Origin of the sequence: Teichococcus oryzae (genome assembly GCF_008386565.1) — a bacterium.
Lineage (GTDB): Bacteria > Pseudomonadota > Alphaproteobacteria > Acetobacterales > Acetobacteraceae > Pseudoroseomonas > Pseudoroseomonas oryzae.
The window spans coordinates 441,833-460,906 of record NZ_VUKA01000002.1 but is presented as its reverse complement, the minus strand read 5'-3'; the positions used below and the strand labels follow the sequence as shown (position 1 = coordinate 460,906).

The 19,074-nt window shown below is 68.8% G+C and carries 18 protein-coding genes; 10 read left to right on the top strand and 8 right to left on the bottom strand.

Features of this window, described 5'->3' with window-relative positions:
* Nucleotides 1-65: 65 nt before the first annotated feature.
* From F0Q34_RS08280 to F0Q34_RS08270, 3 genes are read left to right on the top strand one after another with little or no spacing between them, the layout of a single operon-like run.
* Entirely contained in the window at nucleotides 66-1,175 is a 1,110-nt protein-coding gene (locus F0Q34_RS08280; protein ID WP_149811682.1) for a TRAP transporter substrate-binding protein, read from the top strand.
* Nucleotides 1,176-1,210: 35 nt separating this feature from the next.
* Nucleotides 1,211-1,759, top strand: coding sequence for a TRAP transporter small permease subunit (locus F0Q34_RS08275; protein WP_149811681.1), 549 nt, complete (start codon nucleotides 1,211-1,213; stop codon nucleotides 1,757-1,759).
* Between the two features lie 32 nt (nucleotides 1,760-1,791).
* The gene (locus F0Q34_RS08270) at nucleotides 1,792-3,204 is read left to right on the top strand and encodes a TRAP transporter large permease (RefSeq protein WP_149811680.1); all 1,413 of its coding nucleotides are present in this window, start codon (nucleotides 1,792-1,794) and stop codon (nucleotides 3,202-3,204) included.
* Between the two features lie 51 nt (nucleotides 3,205-3,255).
* On the opposite strand, the gene F0Q34_RS08265 is transcribed toward F0Q34_RS08270, so the two are convergent.
* Both F0Q34_RS08265 and F0Q34_RS08260 read right to left on the bottom strand, forming a co-directional pair.
* Complete coding sequence (locus tag F0Q34_RS08265) at nucleotides 3,256-4,887, bottom strand: FGGY-family carbohydrate kinase (RefSeq protein WP_149811679.1); 1,632 nt, start codon at nucleotides 4,885-4,887, stop codon at nucleotides 3,256-3,258.
* A gap of 28 nt (nucleotides 4,888-4,915) precedes the next feature.
* Nucleotides 4,916-5,719, bottom strand: a complete 804-nt coding sequence (locus tag F0Q34_RS08260; protein WP_149811678.1) for a DeoR family transcriptional regulator — start codon at nucleotides 5,717-5,719, stop codon at nucleotides 4,916-4,918.
* A gap of 131 nt (nucleotides 5,720-5,850) precedes the next feature.
* Here F0Q34_RS08260 and deoC point away from each other — a divergent pair, with 131 nt between their 5' ends.
* The 7 genes from deoC (at nucleotide 5,851) to rbsK (ending at nucleotide 13,265) form a co-directional block, all read left to right on the top strand.
* Nucleotides 5,851-6,573, top strand: a complete 723-nt coding sequence (gene deoC, locus F0Q34_RS08255; RefSeq protein WP_149811677.1) for a deoxyribose-phosphate aldolase — start codon at nucleotides 5,851-5,853, stop codon at nucleotides 6,571-6,573.
* 32 nt (nucleotides 6,574-6,605) lie between these two features.
* Entirely contained in the window at nucleotides 6,606-7,679 is a 1,074-nt protein-coding gene (locus tag F0Q34_RS08250; RefSeq protein WP_149811676.1) for an autoinducer 2 ABC transporter substrate-binding protein, read from the top strand.
* 65 nt (nucleotides 7,680-7,744) lie between these two features.
* Nucleotides 7,745-9,241, top strand: a complete 1,497-nt coding sequence (locus tag F0Q34_RS08245; RefSeq protein WP_149811675.1) for a sugar ABC transporter ATP-binding protein — start codon at nucleotides 7,745-7,747, stop codon at nucleotides 9,239-9,241.
* Complete coding sequence (locus F0Q34_RS08240) at nucleotides 9,238-10,230, top strand: ABC transporter permease (protein ID WP_149811674.1); 993 nt, start codon at nucleotides 9,238-9,240, stop codon at nucleotides 10,228-10,230. Before F0Q34_RS08245 ends, F0Q34_RS08240 begins: the two co-directional genes overlap by 4 nt.
* Nucleotides 10,231-10,246: 16 nt before the next feature.
* A complete protein-coding gene (locus tag F0Q34_RS08235) occupies nucleotides 10,247-11,239 on the top strand; it encodes an ABC transporter permease (protein WP_149811673.1) in 993 nt (330 codons plus the stop codon).
* A 2-nt stretch (nucleotides 11,240-11,241) separates the two neighbouring features.
* Nucleotides 11,242-12,336: an aldose 1-epimerase family protein gene (locus tag F0Q34_RS08230; RefSeq protein ID WP_149811672.1), complete on the top strand. Its 1,095-nt coding sequence runs from the start codon at nucleotides 11,242-11,244 to the stop codon at nucleotides 12,334-12,336.
* Nucleotides 12,333-13,265 (top strand): ribokinase, encoded by a 933-nt coding sequence (gene rbsK / locus F0Q34_RS08225; RefSeq protein WP_149811671.1) that lies wholly within the window; start codon nucleotides 12,333-12,335, stop codon nucleotides 13,263-13,265. The genes F0Q34_RS08230 and rbsK overlap by 4 nt, the downstream gene beginning before the upstream one ends.
* A 22-nt stretch (nucleotides 13,266-13,287) precedes the next feature.
* Here rbsK and F0Q34_RS08220 read toward each other — a convergent pair whose 3' ends face one another.
* The 6 genes from F0Q34_RS08220 to F0Q34_RS08195 all read right to left on the bottom strand — a co-directional run bounded on the left by F0Q34_RS08220 (nucleotide 13,288) and on the right by F0Q34_RS08195 (nucleotide 19,003).
* Nucleotides 13,288-14,403: an FAD-dependent oxidoreductase gene (locus tag F0Q34_RS08220; RefSeq protein WP_161600802.1), complete on the bottom strand. Its 1,116-nt coding sequence runs from the start codon at nucleotides 14,401-14,403 to the stop codon at nucleotides 13,288-13,290.
* A gap of 75 nt (nucleotides 14,404-14,478) precedes the next feature.
* Nucleotides 14,479-15,282 (bottom strand): aldose 1-epimerase, encoded by an 804-nt coding sequence (locus F0Q34_RS08215; protein WP_241665389.1) that lies wholly within the window; start codon nucleotides 15,280-15,282, stop codon nucleotides 14,479-14,481.
* An 11-nt stretch (nucleotides 15,283-15,293) separates the two neighbouring features.
* Nucleotides 15,294-16,136, bottom strand: coding sequence for an NAD-dependent epimerase/dehydratase family protein (locus tag F0Q34_RS08210; RefSeq protein WP_149811668.1), 843 nt, complete (start codon nucleotides 16,134-16,136; stop codon nucleotides 15,294-15,296).
* 39 nt (nucleotides 16,137-16,175) lie between these two features.
* The gene (locus tag F0Q34_RS08205) at nucleotides 16,176-17,456 is read right to left on the bottom strand and encodes a TRAP transporter large permease (RefSeq protein WP_149811667.1); all 1,281 of its coding nucleotides are present in this window, start codon (nucleotides 17,454-17,456) and stop codon (nucleotides 16,176-16,178) included.
* A gap of 13 nt (nucleotides 17,457-17,469) precedes the next feature.
* Nucleotides 17,470-18,006 (bottom strand): TRAP transporter small permease, encoded by a 537-nt coding sequence (locus F0Q34_RS08200; RefSeq protein WP_149811666.1) that lies wholly within the window; start codon nucleotides 18,004-18,006, stop codon nucleotides 17,470-17,472.
* Between the two features lies 1 nt (nucleotide 18,007).
* Nucleotides 18,008-19,003, bottom strand: a complete 996-nt coding sequence (locus tag F0Q34_RS08195) for a TRAP transporter substrate-binding protein (protein ID WP_149811665.1) — start codon at nucleotides 19,001-19,003, stop codon at nucleotides 18,008-18,010.
* Between the last annotated feature and the right edge of the window lie 71 nt (nucleotides 19,004-19,074).

The following is a 19,074-nucleotide window of genomic DNA, read 5'->3' as shown; positions in this document are numbered from 1 at the left end:
CTTGAAAATAGCAGAAAATCGGTGCGCGCCCGCAACGCCATCGTGCTGGGAAAGAGAAGTCCGAGATGATCCGTCGCCAATTGCTCACGGGAAGCGCCGCCCTTGGCGCCGCCGCGACCACCACGCTGGCCATGCCGGCCATCGCCCAAACCGCGCCGGAAATCCGCTGGCGCCTGGCCAGCTCCTTTCCCCGCTCCCTGGACACCATCTGGGGCGCCGGCGAGCAGGTGGCCAAGCGGGTGGCGGTGCTGACCGACAACAAGTTCCAGATCCGCGCCTTTCCGGCGGGTGAGCTGGTGCCGGGGCTGCAGGTGGCGGATGCGGTGCAGAACGGCACGGTGGAGTGCGCCCACACCGCCTCCTATTATTTCGTTGGCAAGGACCCGACCTTCGCCTTCGACGCCACCGTGCCCTTCGGCCTCAACACGCGGCAGATGAACGCCTGGATGCATCAGGGCGGCGGCCGCGAGGCCCTTCGCCCCTTCTTTGAAGGCTACAACATCGTCTCCATCCCCGCCGGCAACACCGGTGCCCAGATGGGCGGCTGGTTCCGCAAGGAGATCAAGGCGGTTGCCGACCTGAACGGGTTGAAGATGCGCATCGCCGGAATTGCCGGCAACGTGATGCAGAAGCTGGGCGTGGTGCCGCAGCAGATCGCCGGCGGCGACATCTATCCGGCGCTGGAAAAGGGCACGGTGGACGCGGCCGAGTGGATCGGCCCTTATGACGACGAGAAGCTCGGCTTCAACCGCGTCGCGCCCTTCTATTACTTCCCAGGCTGGTGGGAAGGCTGCCTGAACCTGTCCCTCTACGTCAACAAGGCGAAGTATGACGAGCTGCCGCCCCTTTACCGGGAGGTGCTGGAAAGTGCCTGCCGGGATGCCACGGTGGAAAGCCTGGCCAAGTACGACGTGCAGAACCCGGCCGCGCTGCGCCGCCTGATTGCCGCCGGCACCCAGCTCCGCCCCTTCCCGCGCGAGGTGATGGCGGCCAGCTACAAGGCCGCCTTCGAGCTTTACGACGAGCTGGCCGAGAAGAACGACACCTTCCGCAAGGTCTATGAAAGCTGGCGCGCCTTCCGCGACACGCAGTATGGCTGGTTCCGCGTCGCGGAAAACAGCTTCGACCAGTTCGTCTACGGCATGTATGCGCAGGAAGCGCAGCAGCGCCGGTAAGGCGATGATCCTGATGGCATAAGGAATACGGGCGAATGGGTGCCCTGCTTGCTTTCAGCCGGGTGGTGGACCGCCTCAGCCATGTCTTCGGCGAGGCGGCCTCCTGGATGGTGCTGTTGTCCTGCGCGATCAGCGCCGGCAACGCCACCATCCGCTACGGCTTCAACTATTCCTCCAACGCCTGGCTGGAGGTGCAGTGGTACCTGTTCGCCGGCATCGTGATGCTGGGTGCCTCCTATACGTTGCTGCGCAACGAGCATGTGCGGGTGGATCTGGTGTTCGGCAACCTGCCGCCGCGCGCCCGGCTCTGGGTGGACGTGTTCGGCCTGGTGCTGTTTCTGCTGCCGGCCACCGTGCTGCTGGCCTGGATGACATGGCCCTTCTTCCTCGACAGCTTCGTCCGGCACGAGGAATCCTCGAATGCCGGCGGGCTGCTCCGCTGGCCGGTGAAGATCCTGCTGCCGATGGGCTTCCTGCTGCTGACGCTGCAGGGCCTGTCGGAGCTGATCAAGCGCGTCGCGCTGCTGCGCGGCCAGAAGCCGGATGCCGAGGTGGTCACCGAATACCACCGCCCCGACCAATAAGCGCCACCCTGTAGAGCGGATCACCCTTTCCGATGCTGACCCTTGAGATGATGCCGCCGCTGATGTTCGGCGGCCTCGTCGTGTTCCTGCTGATCGGCTTTCCGGTGGCCTTCTCGCTGGCGGCGGTGGGGCTGTTCTTCGGCTTCATGTCGATCGAGCTGGGCTTCTTCACCTCGGCCTATCTGGGCAACCTGCCCTTCCGGGTGTTCGGCATCATGTCGAACGAGTTGCTGCTGGCCATTCCCTTCTTCACCCTGATGGGCGCCATCCTGGAACGCTGCGGCCTGGCAGAGGATCTGCTGGAAGGCACCGGCCAGTTGTTCGGCAAGGTGCCAGGTGGCCTCGCCTATGCGGTGATCCTGGTGGGGGCGGTGCTCGGCGCCATCACCGGCACGGTTGCCGCCTCGGTGATCGCCATGGGCATGATCTCGCTACCGATCATGATCCGCTATGGCTACGACATGCGCATCGCGACCGGCGTGATCGCGGCCTCGGGCACCATCACCCAGGTGATCCCGCCCTCCCTGGTGCTGATCATCCTGGGCGACCAGCTCGGCAAAAGCGTCGGCGACATGTATGCCGGCGCCATCGGCCCTTCCATCCTGCAGGTGGGGCTGTTCATCCTGTTCATCCTGCTGACCTCCATCTTCCAGCCGCACAAGGTTCCGGCCCTGCCGCCCGAGGCGCTGGGGCCGCGCGGCTGGCCGCTCTACTGGCGCGTGCTGAAGGGCATGGTGCCCTCGGTGGTCCTGATCTTCCTGGTGCTGGGCACCATCTTCCTCGGCCTCGCGACGCCGACCGAGGCGGGGGCGATGGGAGCGGTGGGCGCCGTGGCGCTGGCCGCCATCAACCGGCGCCTGACCTGGTCGCTGGTGAAGCAGGCCATGGACAACACCATGCGCATCACCTGCATGGTGGTCTTCATCCTGGTCGGCTCCACCGTGTTCTCGCTGGTGTTCCAGGGCGTGGACGGGTCGCTGTGGATCGAGCACCTGCTGTCGCACCTGCCGGGTGGCCAGACCGGCTTCCTGGTGTTCGTCAACATCTTCATCTTCTTTCTGGCCTTCTTCCTCGACTTCTTCGAGATCGCCTTCATCGTGGTGCCGTTGCTGGCGCCGGTGGCCGCCAAGCTCGACATCAACCTTGTCTGGTTCGGCGTGCTGCTTTGCGTGAACATGCAAACCAGCTTCATGCACCCGCCCTTCGGCTTCGCGCTGTTCTATCTGCGCGGCATCGCGCCCAAGACGGTGCGGTCGAGCGACATCTACTGGGGTGCGGTTCCCTGGGTCGGGCTGCAGCTGATCCTGGTGGCCATTGTCATCTTCTGGCCGGAAAGCGTCACCTACTGGCTGGAAGCCGGAACGGGCGTCGATCCCGATTCGGTGCGCATCGAGGTGCCGCTGCCGGACCTGCCGGCCGAGGACGCGCCGGTGATCTTCAAGTAAGCGCCAGGCAGGCGGGCCGCCCGCCTGCCTGGCCGCGCCGTCAGCCCGCCATCAGCCCGCCATCAGGGCGCGATACGCCATCTGGTCATCATGCATGCGGCGGAACACGGCGTATTTGGCATCGTGGTAGCGCCGCACCGCCTCCTCCCCCGCCTCGATCACCGCGCCGGCGCGGCTCATCGCCGCCATGGCGGCCGGCAGGTCCTGCTGCAACCCGCCCGCCACCGCGCCCAGCATGGCGGCGCCCAGCAGGATTGCTTCCGGTTCCGCCGGCAACACCAGCCGGCAACCCGTCGCATCGGCATGCTCCCGCAGGAAGACCGGGTTCTTGGTGCCGCCGCCGCAGGCCAGCACTGTGTCGATACGGTAGCCCTGTTCGTTCAGCGTCTCGATGATGTGCCGCGTGCCATAGGCCACCGCCTGCACCGTGGCGAGATACAGCACCGCCAGGTCATCCGCCGTGGCCGAAAGCCGCAGCCCGGAGATCATGCCGCGGAGCGAGGCATCGGCGCGGGGTGACCGGTTGCCGTGGAAATCCGGCATCACATGCAGCCCCTCGGTCAGCAGCGCCGGAAAGGCGAGCGGCGCCGCCAGCGCCGCGACACGCTCGTTCAGGGCCTGGTAGATGCTGATCCCGGCCTGCCTCGCCTCCTCGGCCAGGGCCGGGTAGGCGGCATGGGTGGTGATGACGTGGTCGATCAGCGCCCCCGTCGCGGATTGCCCGCCCTCGTTCAGCCACAGCCCCGGCTGCATGGCCGAGAAATACGGCCCCCAGACCCCCGGCACGAAGCGGGGCGTGGCGGACACCGCCATATGGCAGGAGGAGGTGCCGCCCACCAGCGCCACGCGCCGCAGCAGCGCCGCCTCATCCGGCGCCTCGCCATCCAGCGCAGCACCGATGACGCCGAGCCCCCCCGCATGGGCATCGATGGCCGAGGTTCCGACCGGAATGCCGGCCGGCAGGCCAAGTTCCGCCGCCGCAGCGGGGCTGAGGCCGCCAGGAATGGGATGGCCCACGGGCAGGATGTCGGTGCCGATGCGGCGGAAGCCTTCCGCCGCCAGTTCCTCCAGCCCGATGGCGCGGAAGAAGGCGTCGTCCCACCGGCCTTCCTGGCCGAGATAAGTCCATTTGCAGACGGTGGAGCAGAGCGAACGCGTGGCGCCACCCGTGGCGCGCCAGGTCAGGAAGTCGGGCAGATCAAAGAAATGCGCCGCCCGCCGCCAGGATTCCGGCAGATGCCGCTTCAGCCAAAGCAGCTTCGGCGTCTGCATCTCCAGCGACACCTTGCCGCCGACATAGCGCAGCACCTCATGGCCGCCGGCATTGATGTGGTCCGCCTCCGCCGCCGCGCGATGATCCATCCAGACGATGATATCCTGCTCCGGCCCGCCATCCGGGCTGACGGTCACAGGAGCGCCGGCGGCATCCAGCACCACCAGGGAGCAGGTGGCGTCGAAGCCGAGGCCCCGCACCGCGGCAGGGTCGAGCCCCTGCATGGCGTCTCGCACCGCCGCGCAGACCGCTGCCCAGATGTCGGCCGAGGATTGCTGCGCGAAGTCTGCCTGGGGGCGCCACATGCGGATCGGGTGCACCGCCTGCGCCAGCATGGTGCCCTTTGCCGTGAAGGCGGCGGCGCGGGCGCTGCCGGTACCGACATCCACGCCGATCACGATGTCCTGCATGAAACGGGCCCCTTCCTGTTCCGCCGCGTTATGGATCACCCGCCGCCACGTCAAGCGACAGCCCGGCGCGGAGCAGCGCCGCCGCCGCCTCCGGCCTGTCCGGCGGGCTGGTGACGATCCGCTCGAAGGCGGAAGCGGGCGCGAAGAAGGCCGGCTTCAGCCGCCCGAGCTTGCTGGCATCCACCACCAGCACCGATTGCGCGGCGGAGGCCATGGCCGCCTGCTTCACCGGCACCTCGTTGAAGTTGGTGCAGGTGACGCCGCGCGTGGCGTGCACGCCGCCCGCCGAGATGAAGGCCTTGTTGATCCGCAGCCGGCGCAGGCTGGCCAGCCCCTCATCCGAGGCGAAGGTGGCGGAGGCCGGGTGGAACAGCCCGCCCAGCAGCACAAGCTGGGTCTGCGGCCGGCGGCTGAGCGGCACCGCGATGTTGAGGGCGTAGCAGGCCACGGTCAGGAACAGGCCTGGCGGCAGCGCCTCCACCAGATGCGGCATGGTGGTGCCGCAATCGATGAACAGCGTGTCGCCGTCTTCCACCAGCGCGGCGGCGCGGCGGGCGGCCTGGCACTTGGCCGCGGCATGGCTGTCCTGTTCACGCTCCAGCGCATAGCCGCGCCGCGCCGGGACGCCGAGCGGCACCACATGCCCCCCCAGCAGGCTGAAAGGCTGGCCGGGGCGCGCCAGGTCCCGCCGCAACGTCATGGAGGAAATCCCCAGCGCCGCCGCCGCATCCCCCAGCCGGGTCGGGCCACCCTGGCGCAGCATGTCCTGCAGCCGCGCCAGCCGCACGCTGCGCCGCGCCTCGGAGGCCGCCTGGACTCCGCCCTCTGCCATTCACCGCTCCTCCCCTCCCGGCGCCCGACTTGACGGCAAGCCCGGTTGATGTGACGATTATAACAAGAGAAACAAAACTAACAAATTAAGGGACGCCAGCGGCCCGCCGCGCGTTCCAGGGACGCCACCGCATGACCCAGCCCCTCGCCACGCCCCGATTGCCAGCCGAACTCGCGCCGCTGATCGACCACACCCTGCTGAAGCCCCACGCGTCCGAGGCGGAGCTGCGCCGCTACTGCGCTGAGGCGCTGGAGCATCGCTTCTGCTCGGTCTGCGTGAATCCGGTGAATGTGGCGCTGGTGGCGGCGCTGCTCCGTGGCAGCGGCGTGAAGACCTGCTCGGTGGTGGGCTTTCCCCTCGGCGCCACGCCACCGGCCATCAAGGCCGCCGAGACAGCCCAGGCCGTGCGCGACGGCGCCGACGAGATCGACATGGTGATCAACATCGGCGCCCTGCGCGACGGCAAGCTGGACCTGGTGCGGGCCGACATCGCCGCCGTGCGCGCCGCCTGCTCCGGCAAGGTGCTGAAGGTCATCATCGAAACCTGCCTGCTGGATGACGAGCAGAAGCGCGCGGCCTGCCGCCTGTCCGCCGAGGCCGGAGCCGATTACGTCAAGACTTCCACCGGCTTCTCAACCGGGGGCGCGACCGTGGCCGATATTGCGTTGATGCGCGATGCGGTGGGCGGCAAGCTGGGGGTGAAGGCCTCGGGCGGCGTGCGGACATGGGATGCGGCGCTGGCGCTGATCGCCGCCGGCGCCACCAGGATCGGCGCCAGCTCCGGCGTCGCGCTGGTCGGCGGGGCGCCCAACGGGACGTCCGGCGGGGCACAGGCAGCGTCCGGCAGCTACTGACAACGGCCTCTTCGAGAGGGAAGGAAACAACGATGGTTGAGTTCAACAGGCGCTCCTTCACGGCGTTGAGTGGCGCGGCGATGATGTCCGCGATCATGGGCCGCCCGGCCTGGGCCCAGGGACCATCGGGCGGTGCCGCGGTGGATGCCGGCAAGGTGTCCGCCGACATCAACGCCAAGGCGGCCAAGAAGCGCGTCATCGCGACCGTGGTGAAGGTGGACGGCATCGCCTGGTTCGACCGGATGCGGGTGGGCGTCACGCAGTTCGGCAAGGACCAGGGGCATGACACCTGGATGATCGGCCCCAGCCAGGCCGATGCCGCGGCCCAGGTGCAGCTCGTCGAGAGCCTGATCGCCCAGGGCGTGGACGCCATCTGCATCGTGCCCTTCTCGGTCGAGGCGGTGGAGCCGGTGCTGCAGAAGGCACGGCGCCAGGGCATCGTGGTGATCTCCCACGAGGCGTCGGGCCTGGAGAACATCGACTACGACATCGAGGCCTTCGACAACCACGCCTATGGCGCCAAGCTGATGGAAGTGCTGGCGCGCGACATGGGCGGCGAGGGCAAGTACGTCGCCACCGTCGGCAGCCTGACCTCGCAGTCGCAGATGGAATGGATCGATGGCGCCGTCGCCTACCAGAAGCAGCACTTCCCGAAGATGCAGGAAGTGACGCGGCGTATCGAAACCTATGACGACGCGACCACTGACTACAACAAGCTCAAGGAAGTGCTGACCGCCTATCCCGACCTGAAGGGGATCGTCGGCGCGCCGATGCCGACCTCGGCCGGGGCGGGGCGCCTGATCGCGGAGCGCAACCTGAAGGGCAAGCTGTTCTTCTCCGGCACCGGGCTGGTGTCCGTCGCCGGGCAGTACCTGCGCAATGGCGACATCAACTACATCCAGTTCTGGGACCCGGCCGTCGCCGGCTATGCCATGAACATCCTGGCGGTGATGGCGCTGGCCAAAAAGGACATCAAGGCAGGGCTCAATCTCGGCCTCGCGGGCTATGAGAACCTGCAGGCGCCGGACGCCAAGAAGCCCAATGTCCTGGTCGGCCAGGGCTGGGTCGGCGTCACCAAGGACAACATGGCGCAGTACAATTTCTGAGCACAACTTCTGAGCCGGGGCGGGGCGGCCATGCGCCGCCCCGTGCCGCCGGCTGACGGATTCGCATGACCGCTCCGCTGATCGAACTGCGCCACATCGGCAAAAGCTTCGCCGCCGTGCGCGCGCTGGACGACGTGTCCCTGAGCATCGGCCGGGGCGAGATCCATTGCCTGGCCGGCGAGAACGGCTCGGGCAAATCGACGCTGATCAAGGTGATCTCCGGCATCTGGCAGCCGGATCAGGGCGAGATCCTGATGGATGGCCAGAAGATGGAGGGGCTGACGCCGCGCTCAGCCATCGCCCATGGCGTGCAGGTCATCTATCAGGACTTCTCGCTGTTCCCCAATCTGAGCGTGGCCGAGAACCTCGCCCTCAGCAGCGAATTGCACGAAGGCCGCAAGCTGGTGTCCTGGCGCCGGGTGCGGCAGATCGCCGCCGAGGCGATCGCCAAGCTGGGCGTCGATCTGGACCTGGATGCGCTGGTGGAAACCCTGCCCACCGCCGGCAAGCAGCTTGTCGCCATCGCCCGCGCGCTGATGTCCGACCCCCACCTGCTGATCATGGACGAGCCCACCACGGCGCTCACGGGCCGCGAGGTCGAGGCGCTGTTCCGCGTGGTGCGCGACATCCAGGGCCGCGGCATCGCCGTGCTGTTCGTCAGCCACAAGATGCGCGAGATGCTGGAGATCAGCGAGCGGCTGACGGTGATCCGCTCCGGCCGTGTCGTCGCCGCCGGCCCCATCTCCGAATTCGACGAAGCCAGGATCACCCGTGCCATGACGGGCCAGGAGATCGCGGCGGAAGGCTATCGCTGGACCGGCGACCCGCGCGGCAAGCCGTTGCTGGAAGTGGCGGCGCTGAGCATCCCCGGCCAGCTGGAGAACATCGCGCTGCGCATCATGCCGGGCGAGATCGTCGGCGTGTCCGGCCTGCTCGGCTCGGGGCGGACCGAGCTGGCGCTGGCGCTGTTCGGTATGAAGCCCGGCTATGAGGGGCGCGTGCGCATCGACGGGCGCGAGGTGCGGCTCGACAGCGTGCAGGAAGCGATCGGCCACGGCATCGCCTATGTGCCGGAGGACCGGCTGACCGAGGGCCTGTTCCTGACCCAGACCATCGACCGCAACATGCTGGTCACCTCGCATGACCGGCTTTCGCGCGGCGGGATCATGCAGGGCGGCCGCGCCGCGCGCGAGGCGGCTGAGATGATCCGGGAGATGGCCATCGCCACCCCCACCGGCGACCGGCCGGTGACGCAGCTTTCGGGCGGCAACCAGCAGCGCGTGGTGATCGGCCGCTGGCTGCTGAACGATCCGCGGCTGTTGATCCTGAATGGCCCGACGGTGGGCGTCGATGTGGGCTCCAAGGCCGGCATCCACCGCAAGATCCGCGAGCTGGCGCAGTCACGCGGCCTGGGAGTGCTGATGATTTCCGACGACCTGCCGGAGCTGATGGACAATTGCAACCGCATCCTGGTGCTGCATCGCGGCCGGCTGGTGTCCGACACCCCGGCAGCGGAAACCAACGAAGCCAAGCTGAGCGAGCTGCTGGGGGCGCTGGCATGAAATCCCTTGCCTTGACGCTGCGGCGCCACCCGGAATGGATGGTGGCCGCCGTGCTGGTGGTCGCCGTGCTGACGATCGGGCTGATCAACCCGGTGTTCTGGCAGCCCGCCAACATCTTCAGCCTGCTGCGCGCCTCGGTGATCACCGGCATCCTCGCGCTGGCCGTGCTGCTGGTGATGCTGTCGGGCGGCATCGACGTGTCCTTCCCCGCCTTCGCCATCGCCGCCATGTATCTGACGGTGAAGGCGATGATCGCCTGGGGCTTCGACGGCGTGCTGCTGCCCTTCGCCATGGCCACGGCGATCGGAATCGGGCTCGGCCTGGTGAACGCCGTCTTCGTGCATCACCTGCGCATGATCCCGCTGATCGTGACGCTGGGCACCGGCACCGCCGTGCGCGGCTTCATCCTGGGCGTGGTCGGCACCAGCCAGATCAACATCGACCAGATGCCGCCGCTGCTGATCGACTTCGCCCGGCAGGACCTGTTCACCGTCACCCAGGGCGATGGCAGCGCGGCGGGGCTTTCGGCCATGGTGCTGGTCTATGCCGTGATCGCGCTGGGGGTCCACCTGATGCTGCGCCACACCATGATGGGCCGCTCCATCTACGCCCTCGGCGGCGGCGAGGAAGCGGCACGGCGCGTCGGCTTCAACACCCGCCGCACCACCTTCTTCATCTACGGGCTGGCCGGCGCGCTGGCGGGCTTCGCCGGGCTGCTGCACGGCGCCATGATCTGGACCGCCAACCCGCGCGACATGGTCGGGCTGGAGCTGGACGTGATCGCGGCGGTGGTGCTGGGCGGCGCCTCCATCTTCGGCGGGCGCGGCAGCGTGATCGGCACGATGCTGGGCGTGCTGACGCTGGTGGTGATCACCAACAGCCTCATTATCCTGGGCGTGGACACCACCTGGCAGCGCGTGGTGGTCGGCCTGATCGTCATCGCGGCCACGGCGGTCACCGCCTGGCGCGACCGCAAGCGCATCGCCTGAGCAGGGGCACCGCATCATGACCGCCATCGCCCAGCGCCTTCGCCGCGTCGATACCAACCTCCTGCAGCTCGTCGTGCTGACGGTGCTGATCTTCGCCGGCATGGCGGCGCTGAACCCGGAGCGGTTCCTGCGCCCCTATGTCTTCGAATCCATCACCTTCATCGCGCCGGAGCTGGGGCTGCTGGCCATCGCCATGATGGTGGCGATGCTGACCGGCGGCATCGACCTCTCCGTGATCGCCATCGCCAATTTGTCCTGCATCCTGGCAGGGCTGTTCTTTCACCAGGTGGGCGCGCCGCGCGGGCCGGATCTGGTGAATCTGCCCTGGCCGATGGTGGCCGCCGGCATCGGCATCGCGCTCGGCACGGGGCTGGCGGCGGGGGCCGTCAACGGGCTGCTGATCACCCGGCTCCGTGTCACACCGATCCTGGCGACCATCGGCACCGGCCAGGTGTTCACCGGCATCTGCCTGGTGCTGACGGGCGGCCCCGCCGTGGTCGGCTTTCCCAGGCTGTGGGGGCAGATCGGCAACGGCACCGCCTTCGGAATCGCCATGCCGCTGGTCGTGTTCCTGATCGTGGCGGGGCTAGTCTGGTTCCTCCTGTCGCGCACCGCCTTCGGCATCAACCTGGCGCTGATCGGCACCAACGCCAAGGCAGCCGCCTTCGCCGGGCTGCGGACCGGGCGCACCGTGTTCCTGTCCTACGTGCTGACCGGCGGGCTGGCCAGCATCGCGGGCATCCTGCTGTCCGGCCGCACCAACGCGGCGAAGTCGGATTACGGCGTGTCCTACCTGCTGCAGGCGGTGCTGATCGCCGTGCTGGCGGGCACCAATCCAGCGGGCGGGCGCGGCTCCGTGCCCGGCATCATCCTGGCCCTGGTGGCGCTGATGCTGCTGTCGTCCGGGCTGCAGATCATGCGCTTCTCCAACTTCCTGGTGGACCTGATCTGGGGCGGCTTCCTGCTGCTCTCGATCGCCCTGGCCGCCTGGCGCAACCGGGTACGCTGAGCATGACCGCGACCATCCCCCTGTTCCCCGAGCTGGCCACCGAGGCCGAGCGCCGCGTCCTGTCGGCCGGAGAGCTGACGGCCAGCCTGTTCCGCTTCCACACCGGCATCCCGGCGCTTCGCCTGCGCAACGGCCGTGGCGAGGTGGTGGTGCTGCCCTGGATGGGCGGCATGATCTGGTCGGTGCGCTTCGACGGCGTCGATCTGGCGATGCGAAGCGGCTTCGACGCCCCCCGCCCCGCCCGCAGCATCGCGGAAACCTATGGCTGCTTCGCCTTCCACAGCGGCCTGCTGCGCAACGGCGTGCCGGCGCCAGGGGATGACCACGCCGCGCATGGCGAGTTTCCCTGCGCCGCCATGGACCGCGCCTTCCTGGAATGCGGCGAGGATGAGGGCGGCCCCTTCCTGCGCCTCACCAGCGTGCGGGAACATGTGATGGGCTTCGGCGCGCATTACCTGGCGCAGCCGAAGGTGACGCTGAGGCCCGGTGAATCCCTGTTCGACATCGGCCTCGCCGTGCGCAACCTGTCGGGCAAGCCGATGGAGTTGATGTATATGTGCCACATCAACTTCGCCTTTGTCCCTGGCGGGCGCTGCGTGCAGCCGGTGCCCTTCACGCCCGATCGCACCGTGGTGCGCCGCGCCGTGCCGGCGCATGTGCAGCCCAACCCGGACTACCTGGCGCTGATCGAGGACCTCGCCCTCGACCCGGCGCGCATGGAAACGCTGCACGAGCCGGCGCTCTATGATCCCGAGCAGGTCTTCTACCTGAAGCAGCCCGGCACCGATGCGCGCGGCGACACGCATCTGATGCTGCAACGGCCCGAGGGTGACGGCTTCGCGCTGAGCTACGCCCCCGCCGCCTTTCCGCACACCGTGCGCTGGATCCTGAACGATCCGGACCAGAAGGTGGCCGCCTTCGCCCTGCCTTCCACCTGCGAGCCCGAAGGCTACACGGCGGAAAAGCGCAAGGGCCATGTGCGGCTGCTGCCGCCAGGCGGGCAGGCTGATTTCCGGGTCCGCGCCGGCTATCTGGACACGAGCGGAGCCGGGCGCATGGCATCCTTGATCAAGAGCCTGGGGGAAACGCGGCCATGAGCCAGCGCATCGGTGTGGTCGGCAGCAACATGGTCGATCTCATCAGCTATATCGACCGCATGCCGCGGGCCGGCGAAACGCTGGCCGCGCCCTCCTTCTCGATGGGGCATGGCGGCAAGGGCGCCAACCAGGCGGTGGCCGCGGCCAAGCTCGGCGCCGAGGTGCTGATGGTCAGCCGCGTGGGCGAGGACCTGTTCGGCGAAGGCACCCTCCGCAACCTGGGCGAGCTTGGCATCGACACCCGCCATGTGCGCACGGTGCCGGGCCAGCAGAGCGGCGTGGCGCCGATCTTCGTGGAGCCTTCCGGCGAGAACCGCATCCTGATCATCAAGGGCGCCAACGAGCACCTGCTGCCCGCCGACGTGGACGAGGCGGCGGCGGACCTGCGGCAATGCGGCCTGATCCTGCTGCAGCTCGAAGTGCCGCTGGAAACCGTCTACCACACCATCGCCTGGGCGGCGCGCGAGGGCATTGAGGTGCTGCTGAACCCGGCCCCCGCCGTGCCGGATCTCGACGTGTCGCGCATCCTGGCCGCGTCCTTCCTGGTGCCGAACCAGACCGAGCTGGCCATCCTGACCGGCATGCCGGCCGACACGCCCGAACAGGCGGAGGCGGCGGCGCGCAGCCTCGTCACGCGCGGGCTGAAGACGGTGATCGTGACCCTGGGCGCCGAGGGCGCGCTGCTGGTGAGCGACGGGCCGGCCGTTCATGTGCCTTCCCTGCGCGTGCAGCCGCATGACACCACCGGCGCGGGCGATGCCTTCATCGGCGCCTTCGCGCAGCACTACGTGCGGTCGCGCGACGTGGCGGCGGCCATGGCCTGGGGTGCCAGCTACGCGGCGGACGCCATCACGCGGCCCGGCACCCAGAAGGCCTTCGCCGACCTGACCGCCTTCCGGCGCTTCCGCGAGGCCCGCGGCCTGTCCTGAGCAGCGGCCTCGCGGGCGCCCGTCACGCCCGCGAGGCCGTTGGCGCCGCCCCGCCCCGGCCTGCCGCCCAGCCCGGCAGGGCCGCGAGGTTCCAGGCCCCGACCGCCAGGCCGAGCAGGGCGCCGAACTTGAAGCCGTGGCCGGAAAATCCGCTCATCACCACGCAGCGCTCGCCGAGCGGCTCCAGCAGGAAACGCTCCTCCGGCTCCACGTCGTAGTAGCAGGTCCTGGCGCCCAGGACGCGATACTGCCCGGCATCGCGCAGGCGCGGGCGGGCCAGTTCCAGGATGGCGTCCGCCTCGGCCTTGCTGGCTTCCCGCGGGTCATCGGCATCGCCCAGGCATGAGAAGCGGTGGTCGCCGATCTTCAGCCGGGTGCCGGGCACCGGCGGCACGGCATAGAAGCCGCCCGCCGCCGAAAGGTCGAGCAGCATCGGCGCCTGCTGCCAGGCGGCGCGGTGCTGCGCGGGCGGCTCCAGATACACCACGATCTGGCGGGAGGGCGTGACGCGCGCTGCCAGGCCCGGAACCAGGCGGGGCGCCCAGGGTCCGGCGGCCAGCACCAGGCGCCCGGCCTGGAGGGTGGCGCCATCCTCCAGGGTGAGGCTGGCCCGGGCGGGGTCCACATCCGTGGCCCGGCCCCGGATGAAGCGGACACCCTGGCGCCGCAGATGCGCCGCCAGCAGCCCGACGATGCGCCCGGCCATCAGCACCCCGCCTTCCGCCATGTGGAAGGCATCGCCCAGCCCGGCAGGGTTGATCATCGGGAAGCGGGCCGTGACGCCGCCGGCGTCGAGATCCTGCACCGCATGCCCGGCCTGCCGCAGCGTGGCGCGGCTGTCCGCCAGCCAGCCGGCGCCGCCATCGCCCAGCGCCAGCACGCCGGTGCGGGCATAGGGCACCTCGCCCAGTTCATCCCACAAAAGGTTCCAGGCGGCGAAAGCCTCCTCCACCATGTGCATGTAGCCGGCGGCGGCGCCGTAGGCGTGGCGGATCAGGCGGTGCTCATCGACGCTGCTGCCGCGCGGATTGGGCACATCGTCCTGCTCCACCACGGAAACGGAGAAGCCGGCCCGGGTGAGGCCCCAGGCTGCGGAAAGGCCCATGATCCCGGCCCCGAGGACAAGCGCGTCTGGCATGAGCGCAGCATGCGGCATGGTCCCCCGCCTGGCCAGGGGCGCCTTCCAGGAGGAAGGCGTTCCCCTGAGCCGGCGCTAGGCGCGCGCCGTCAGCACCAGTCGCGCCGTCATGGCTTCCCCCGGCTCCAGCACGCGCATGGGCCCGAGGCCGGCGAATTGCGGGCGGTTGATGACATCCGGCACATGGCTCACCGGCTCCAGGCACAGCACTGGCCGCTCCTCCGGCGCGAAGAATTGCAGGTTGCGGGCCCATTCCCCTTCGGCGGCCAGGTGGATGGCCAGGTCGGGGCGGCGCAACTCGGCCCGCCCGTTCCACGAAGCGAAATGCCGGTCCAGCCCCAGCCACCCCGCCTCGCCGCCATCCAGGCCGGTGGTGGCGAAGGCTTCCACCGGCAGGCTGCGCGCATCGGTGCGGAAGGCGGACCCCGCTTCCAGCCGGACCCGGCACGCCGGCGGCCGCGCGAACCAGGGATGCCAGCCCAGCCCCATCGGGCAAGGCTCCGCGCCCATGTTGCGCAGGCTGAGCGTCATTGCCAGCCCCGCCTCTCCCACCGAGAGATGCAGCCGCGCCGCGTAATGGAAGGGCGGATGGGACAGGGATTGCAGCAGGATCGCATCGGCGCCTGAAGCGTGTTTCACCGACCAGGGCGCATCCCGCCCCAGCCCGTGCAACGCGTTCCCAGCCGCCTCATTCACCGGCAGGCGGTGAAGCTGCCCGTTCCAGGGGAAGCGGCCGCCATCCAGCCGGTTGCACCAGGGCAGCATCCAGAAGGCGCCCTGCGGCGCCAGCAGCTCCCGCCCTTCATGCCGCAGGGCGGTGAAGACCGCGCCACGCTCCGGCGTGACCTCCAGAACCCAGGGACCGGCCTGGAGGCGCATGGCGGGGGTGCTCATTCCTCCAGCGCGAAGGGATCGCGCGGGCTGGGTGCCGCGCGGCTGTAGCCGGCGCCGGTGTAGCCGCCGCCCTGGTAGCGCTCCACCACCGGGTTGCCGGACAGCTTGTGCTCCACCTTGGCGCGGTAATCTTCCGCCGTGTCCTCCGGCTCCCAGCCGATGCGGGCGCGATGATCCGCGCCCCAGAAGCTGTCGGGGTTGCGGCTGGCGCCCCAGACCACGGCATGGCCCACCTTCGGCGCCTCCAGGAAGCGGGCGCAAAGCCGGCTCAGGTCGGGGTAGGACAGCCAGGTGGCCAGCATGCGGGCATCGGCCGGCTCGGGGAAGGAGCTGCCGATGCGGACATTGAGGTTCTCGACGCCGTGCTTGTCCCAGTACAGGCGGCCCATCAGCTCGCCATAGGCCTTGGACAGGCCGTAGAAGCTGTCCGGGCGGAAGGCGCAATCGACATCCAGCTTCGCCTCATTGCCTTGCGGCCGCTCGTGAAAGCCGATCGCGTGGTTGGAGGAGGCGAACAGCACCCGCGCCCCTTCCCGCCGCGCCGCCTCGTAGATGTGGTACAGGCCGCGGATGTTGGGGCCGATCACCGTCTCGAAAGGCTGGTCGGTGGCGCAGCCGCCGAAATGCAGGATCGCCCCGCAGCCCTCGGCCAGCTGCAGGATGGCGACGCCGTCATTCAGGTCGGCGCGGGTGAAGGAGGCGCCTTCCGGCACCGCGTCGGGAAACGGCGCCAGGTCGGTCAGGCGCAGGGCATAGCCCTGCGCCGCCAGGTCGCGCGCCAGCACGCGGCCGAGATTGCCCGAGGCGCCGGTGAGAAGAACCGGCTTCTGCTTGCTCATGGACGGCGACTCCTGGCCTGTCGGAAGGGAGCCTATTATTCAATGGAACAACCGGGGCAGCCAGAGCGACACCGCCGGAACATAAGTCACCACCATCAGCACCGCGAAGGCGGCGGCGTAGAAGGGCAGGCTGGTCTTGGTGGCCTCCCACATCGACACCTTGCCGACCGCGCAGGCCACGAACAGCACCGGCCCCACGGGTGGCGTGATCAGCCCGATGCCGAGGTTCAGGATCATCACCACGCCGAACTGCACCGGGTCCATGCCGAGCTTCATCGCCACCGGCAGGAAGATCGGCGTGCCGATCATGATCAGCGGCGCCATGTCCATGAAGGTGCCGAGCAGCAGCAGGATGACGTTGATCAGCAGCAGCAGCAGCAACGGGTTGTCGGTGATGCCCTCCATCAGCGCCACGGTCATCGCCGGCACCTGCAGCAGCGCCATCAGCCAGCCGAAGGCGCTGGCGCAGCCGATGATCAGCATCACCATGCCGGTGGTCCGGGCGCCGCCCAGCGCGGCCTCGGCGAAGCCGCGCCAGCCCAGGCTGCGGTAGACGAAGGCGGTGACCAGCAGGGCGTAGAGCACCGCCACCACGGCGCTTTCCGTGGCGGTGAAAATGCCGCTGCGCACCCCGGCGAAAATGATGACGATCAGCATCAGCCCTGGCAGCGCCGCCGCCAGCAGCCGCGCCAGCACCGCCCAGCCGGGAAACCGCTCCCGCGGGTAGCCGCGCTTCACCGCGACCGCCCAGGCCACGAACATCAGCACCGCCATCAGCAGCATGCCGGGGATGATGCCGGCCGTGAACAGGTCCGCCACGCTGATCGCGCCACCGGCGGCGATGACATACAGGATCATGTTGTGGCTGGGCGGGATCAGCAGGTCGATCAGCGCCGCGTTGGCGGTGACGTTGACGGCGTAATCCGGCGCATAGCCCCGCGCCCGCATCTGCGGGATCATCACGCCGCCCACCGCCGAAGCATCGGCGACGGCCGAGCCCGACACGCCGCCAAACAGCGTCGCGGCCACCACGTTCACCTGGCCGAGCCCACCCCGCATATGCCCCACCATGGCGGAGGCCAGCGCCACCAGCCGGTCGGCGATCTGGCCGCGCAGCATCAGGTCCCCCGCGAACACGAAGAACGGGATCGCCAGCATCGAGAACACGTTCATGCCGGAGGAGATCTGCTGGAACACCACGATAGGCGGCAGGTCCATGTACAGCACGGTGACGAAGGAGGCGGCGCCGAGCGCGAAGGCGACCGGCGTGCCGATCAGCAGCAGCAGGGCGAAGCAGCCCATCAGGACGGTGATTTCCATGGCCGTGCTTCCTTCAGGCGTCGCTGACCAGCGGGGCGGCGGCGCTGTCGGCGGGTGCCTCGGCCCCGGAAAGATGCGCCGCCAGCCGCTCCAGCCCGAACAGCGCGATCATCAGCCCGCCGATCACCAGCGGCAGGTATTCCACTGCGCCGGGCAATCCGATGGCGGGAAGCGTCGCGTCCCACACCCCCATGGCGAGGTCCGCGGCGAACCAGGCCATGCCGAGGCCAAACAGCATCACCACCAGGTCGGACACGGCGTCGCACAGCTTGCGCAGCGGCGCCGGCAGCGCCTCCTTCAGCGTGTCGAATCCCATGTGGAAGCCTTCGCGCACGCCGGCCGCTGCGGCGCCCAGGATCACCCACCCCATCAGCAGCATGGCGACCACATCGGCCCAGGCCGGCGTGTCGTTCAGCACGAAGCGCCCGAATACCGCCCAGGCCACCACGAAGGTCATCGCCACCAGAGAAACCGCGGCGATGCCCAGGCAGATGTTGCAGCAGAGGCCGAGGGCGGAGCGGCAGCCCTGGGCGAAGTCGCCTGCCGCCATGTCACGCGGCCTCACGGATGCGCTGCACCATCTGCTTCAGCCGCGAATCGCGCACGAACTGGTCATAAACGGGGGCCATCGCCTTCTCGAACGGCGCCTTGTCCACCTCGTTGAGCTTGGTGCCGGCGGCGACCACTTCCCGCTTGGCGCTTTCGCTGCGCGCGACCCAGAGCTTGCGCATCTCGGGCACGCTTTCGCGCGCCGCGTCGCGCAGGATGGTCTGCATGTCCCTGGGAAGCTTGTCGTAGGAACGCTTCGACATCACCAGGATCTCGGGCGACATGGAATGCTCGGTGATCGAGTAGAACTTCGCCACCTCGAAATGCCGCTGCGCCTGGTAGGTCGGGTAGTTGTTCTCGGCCCCGTCCACCACGCCGGTCTGCAGGGCGGAATAGATCTCCCCCGCCGGCATCGGCGTCGGGTTGGCGCCCAGGGCGCGCATCATCGCCAGCCAGAGATCGCTCTGCTGCACGCGCACCTTCATGCCGCGGATGTCGTCCGGCGAGTTGATCGGCTTGACGCGGTTGTACATGCTGCGCGCGCCACTGTCGTAGCAGCACAGGCCGATCAGGCCGTGCCTGTCGGCGCCGGCCAGGATCTCCTGCCCGATCGCGCCGTCCATGACGCTGTGCATATGCGCCTCGTCCCGGAACAGGAAGGGCAGGCCGGGGATCACCGTTTCCGGCACCAGGTTGTTCAGCGGGGCGAAATTGGTGCGGTTCAGGTCGATGACACCGAAGCGGGTCTGCTCCAGTGTGTCCTTTTCATCGCCCAGCTGGCGCGAATGGAAGACCTGGATGTTGATGCGCCCGTTGGAGCGTTCCTTGGCCAGCTTGGCCATGACCTTGACGCCCTCCACCGTGGGGTAGCCATCGGGGTGGATGTCGGCGGAGCGCAGGTTGATGGCCTGGGCACTGGCCTTGAAGCCGATCAGGGTGGGTGCGGCAAGGGCCACGCCGGCCAGCAGGGCGCGGCGACGGGGCAGCAGGATGGACATGAAGGACGCCTCCACTTGTGGCGACGGGTTCGGCTTCCAACACCAGACGCCGGGTTGCCGGACATCTTGTC

Bases quoted from the DNA above. Each gene is read 5' to 3' on its own strand.
- F0Q34_RS08260 (WP_149811678.1), bottom strand. From the start codon at position 5,719: ATGGCAGAGGGCGGAGTCCAGGCGGCCTCCGAGGCGCGGCGCAGCGTG.
- F0Q34_RS08245 (WP_149811675.1), top strand. From the start codon at position 7,745: ATGACCGCTCCGCTGATCGAACTGCGCCACATCGGCAAAAGCTTCGCC.
- F0Q34_RS08200 (WP_149811666.1), bottom strand. From the start codon at position 18,006: ATGGCGGCAGGCGACTTCGCCCAGGGCTGCCGCTCCGCCCTCGGCCTC.
- F0Q34_RS08280 (WP_149811682.1), top strand. From the start codon at position 66: ATGATCCGTCGCCAATTGCTCACGGGAAGCGCCGCCCTTGGCGCCGCC.
- F0Q34_RS08265 (WP_149811679.1), bottom strand. From the start codon at position 4,887: ATGCAGGACATCGTGATCGGCGTGGATGTCGGTACCGGCAGCGCCCGC.
- F0Q34_RS08235 (WP_149811673.1), top strand. From the start codon at position 10,247: ATGACCGCCATCGCCCAGCGCCTTCGCCGCGTCGATACCAACCTCCTG.
- F0Q34_RS08210 (WP_149811668.1), bottom strand. From the start codon at position 16,136: ATGAGCAAGCAGAAGCCGGTTCTTCTCACCGGCGCCTCGGGCAATCTC.
- F0Q34_RS08220 (WP_161600802.1), bottom strand. From the start codon at position 14,403: ATGCCAGACGCGCTTGTCCTCGGGGCCGGGATCATGGGCCTTTCCGCA.
- F0Q34_RS08240 (WP_149811674.1), top strand. From the start codon at position 9,238: ATGAAATCCCTTGCCTTGACGCTGCGGCGCCACCCGGAATGGATGGTG.
- F0Q34_RS08195 (WP_149811665.1), bottom strand. From the start codon at position 19,003: ATGTCCATCCTGCTGCCCCGTCGCCGCGCCCTGCTGGCCGGCGTGGCC.
- rbsK (WP_149811671.1), top strand. From the start codon at position 12,333: ATGAGCCAGCGCATCGGTGTGGTCGGCAGCAACATGGTCGATCTCATC.
- F0Q34_RS08250 (WP_149811676.1), top strand. From the start codon at position 6,606: ATGGTTGAGTTCAACAGGCGCTCCTTCACGGCGTTGAGTGGCGCGGCG.
- F0Q34_RS08270 (WP_149811680.1), top strand. From the start codon at position 1,792: ATGCTGACCCTTGAGATGATGCCGCCGCTGATGTTCGGCGGCCTCGTC.
- F0Q34_RS08230 (WP_149811672.1), top strand. From the start codon at position 11,242: ATGACCGCGACCATCCCCCTGTTCCCCGAGCTGGCCACCGAGGCCGAG.
- F0Q34_RS08275 (WP_149811681.1), top strand. From the start codon at position 1,211: ATGGGTGCCCTGCTTGCTTTCAGCCGGGTGGTGGACCGCCTCAGCCAT.
- F0Q34_RS08205 (WP_149811667.1), bottom strand. From the start codon at position 17,456: ATGGAAATCACCGTCCTGATGGGCTGCTTCGCCCTGCTGCTGCTGATC.
- F0Q34_RS08215 (WP_241665389.1), bottom strand. From the start codon at position 15,282: ATGCGCCTCCAGGCCGGTCCCTGGGTTCTGGAGGTCACGCCGGAGCGT.
- deoC (WP_149811677.1), top strand. From the start codon at position 5,851: ATGACCCAGCCCCTCGCCACGCCCCGATTGCCAGCCGAACTCGCGCCG.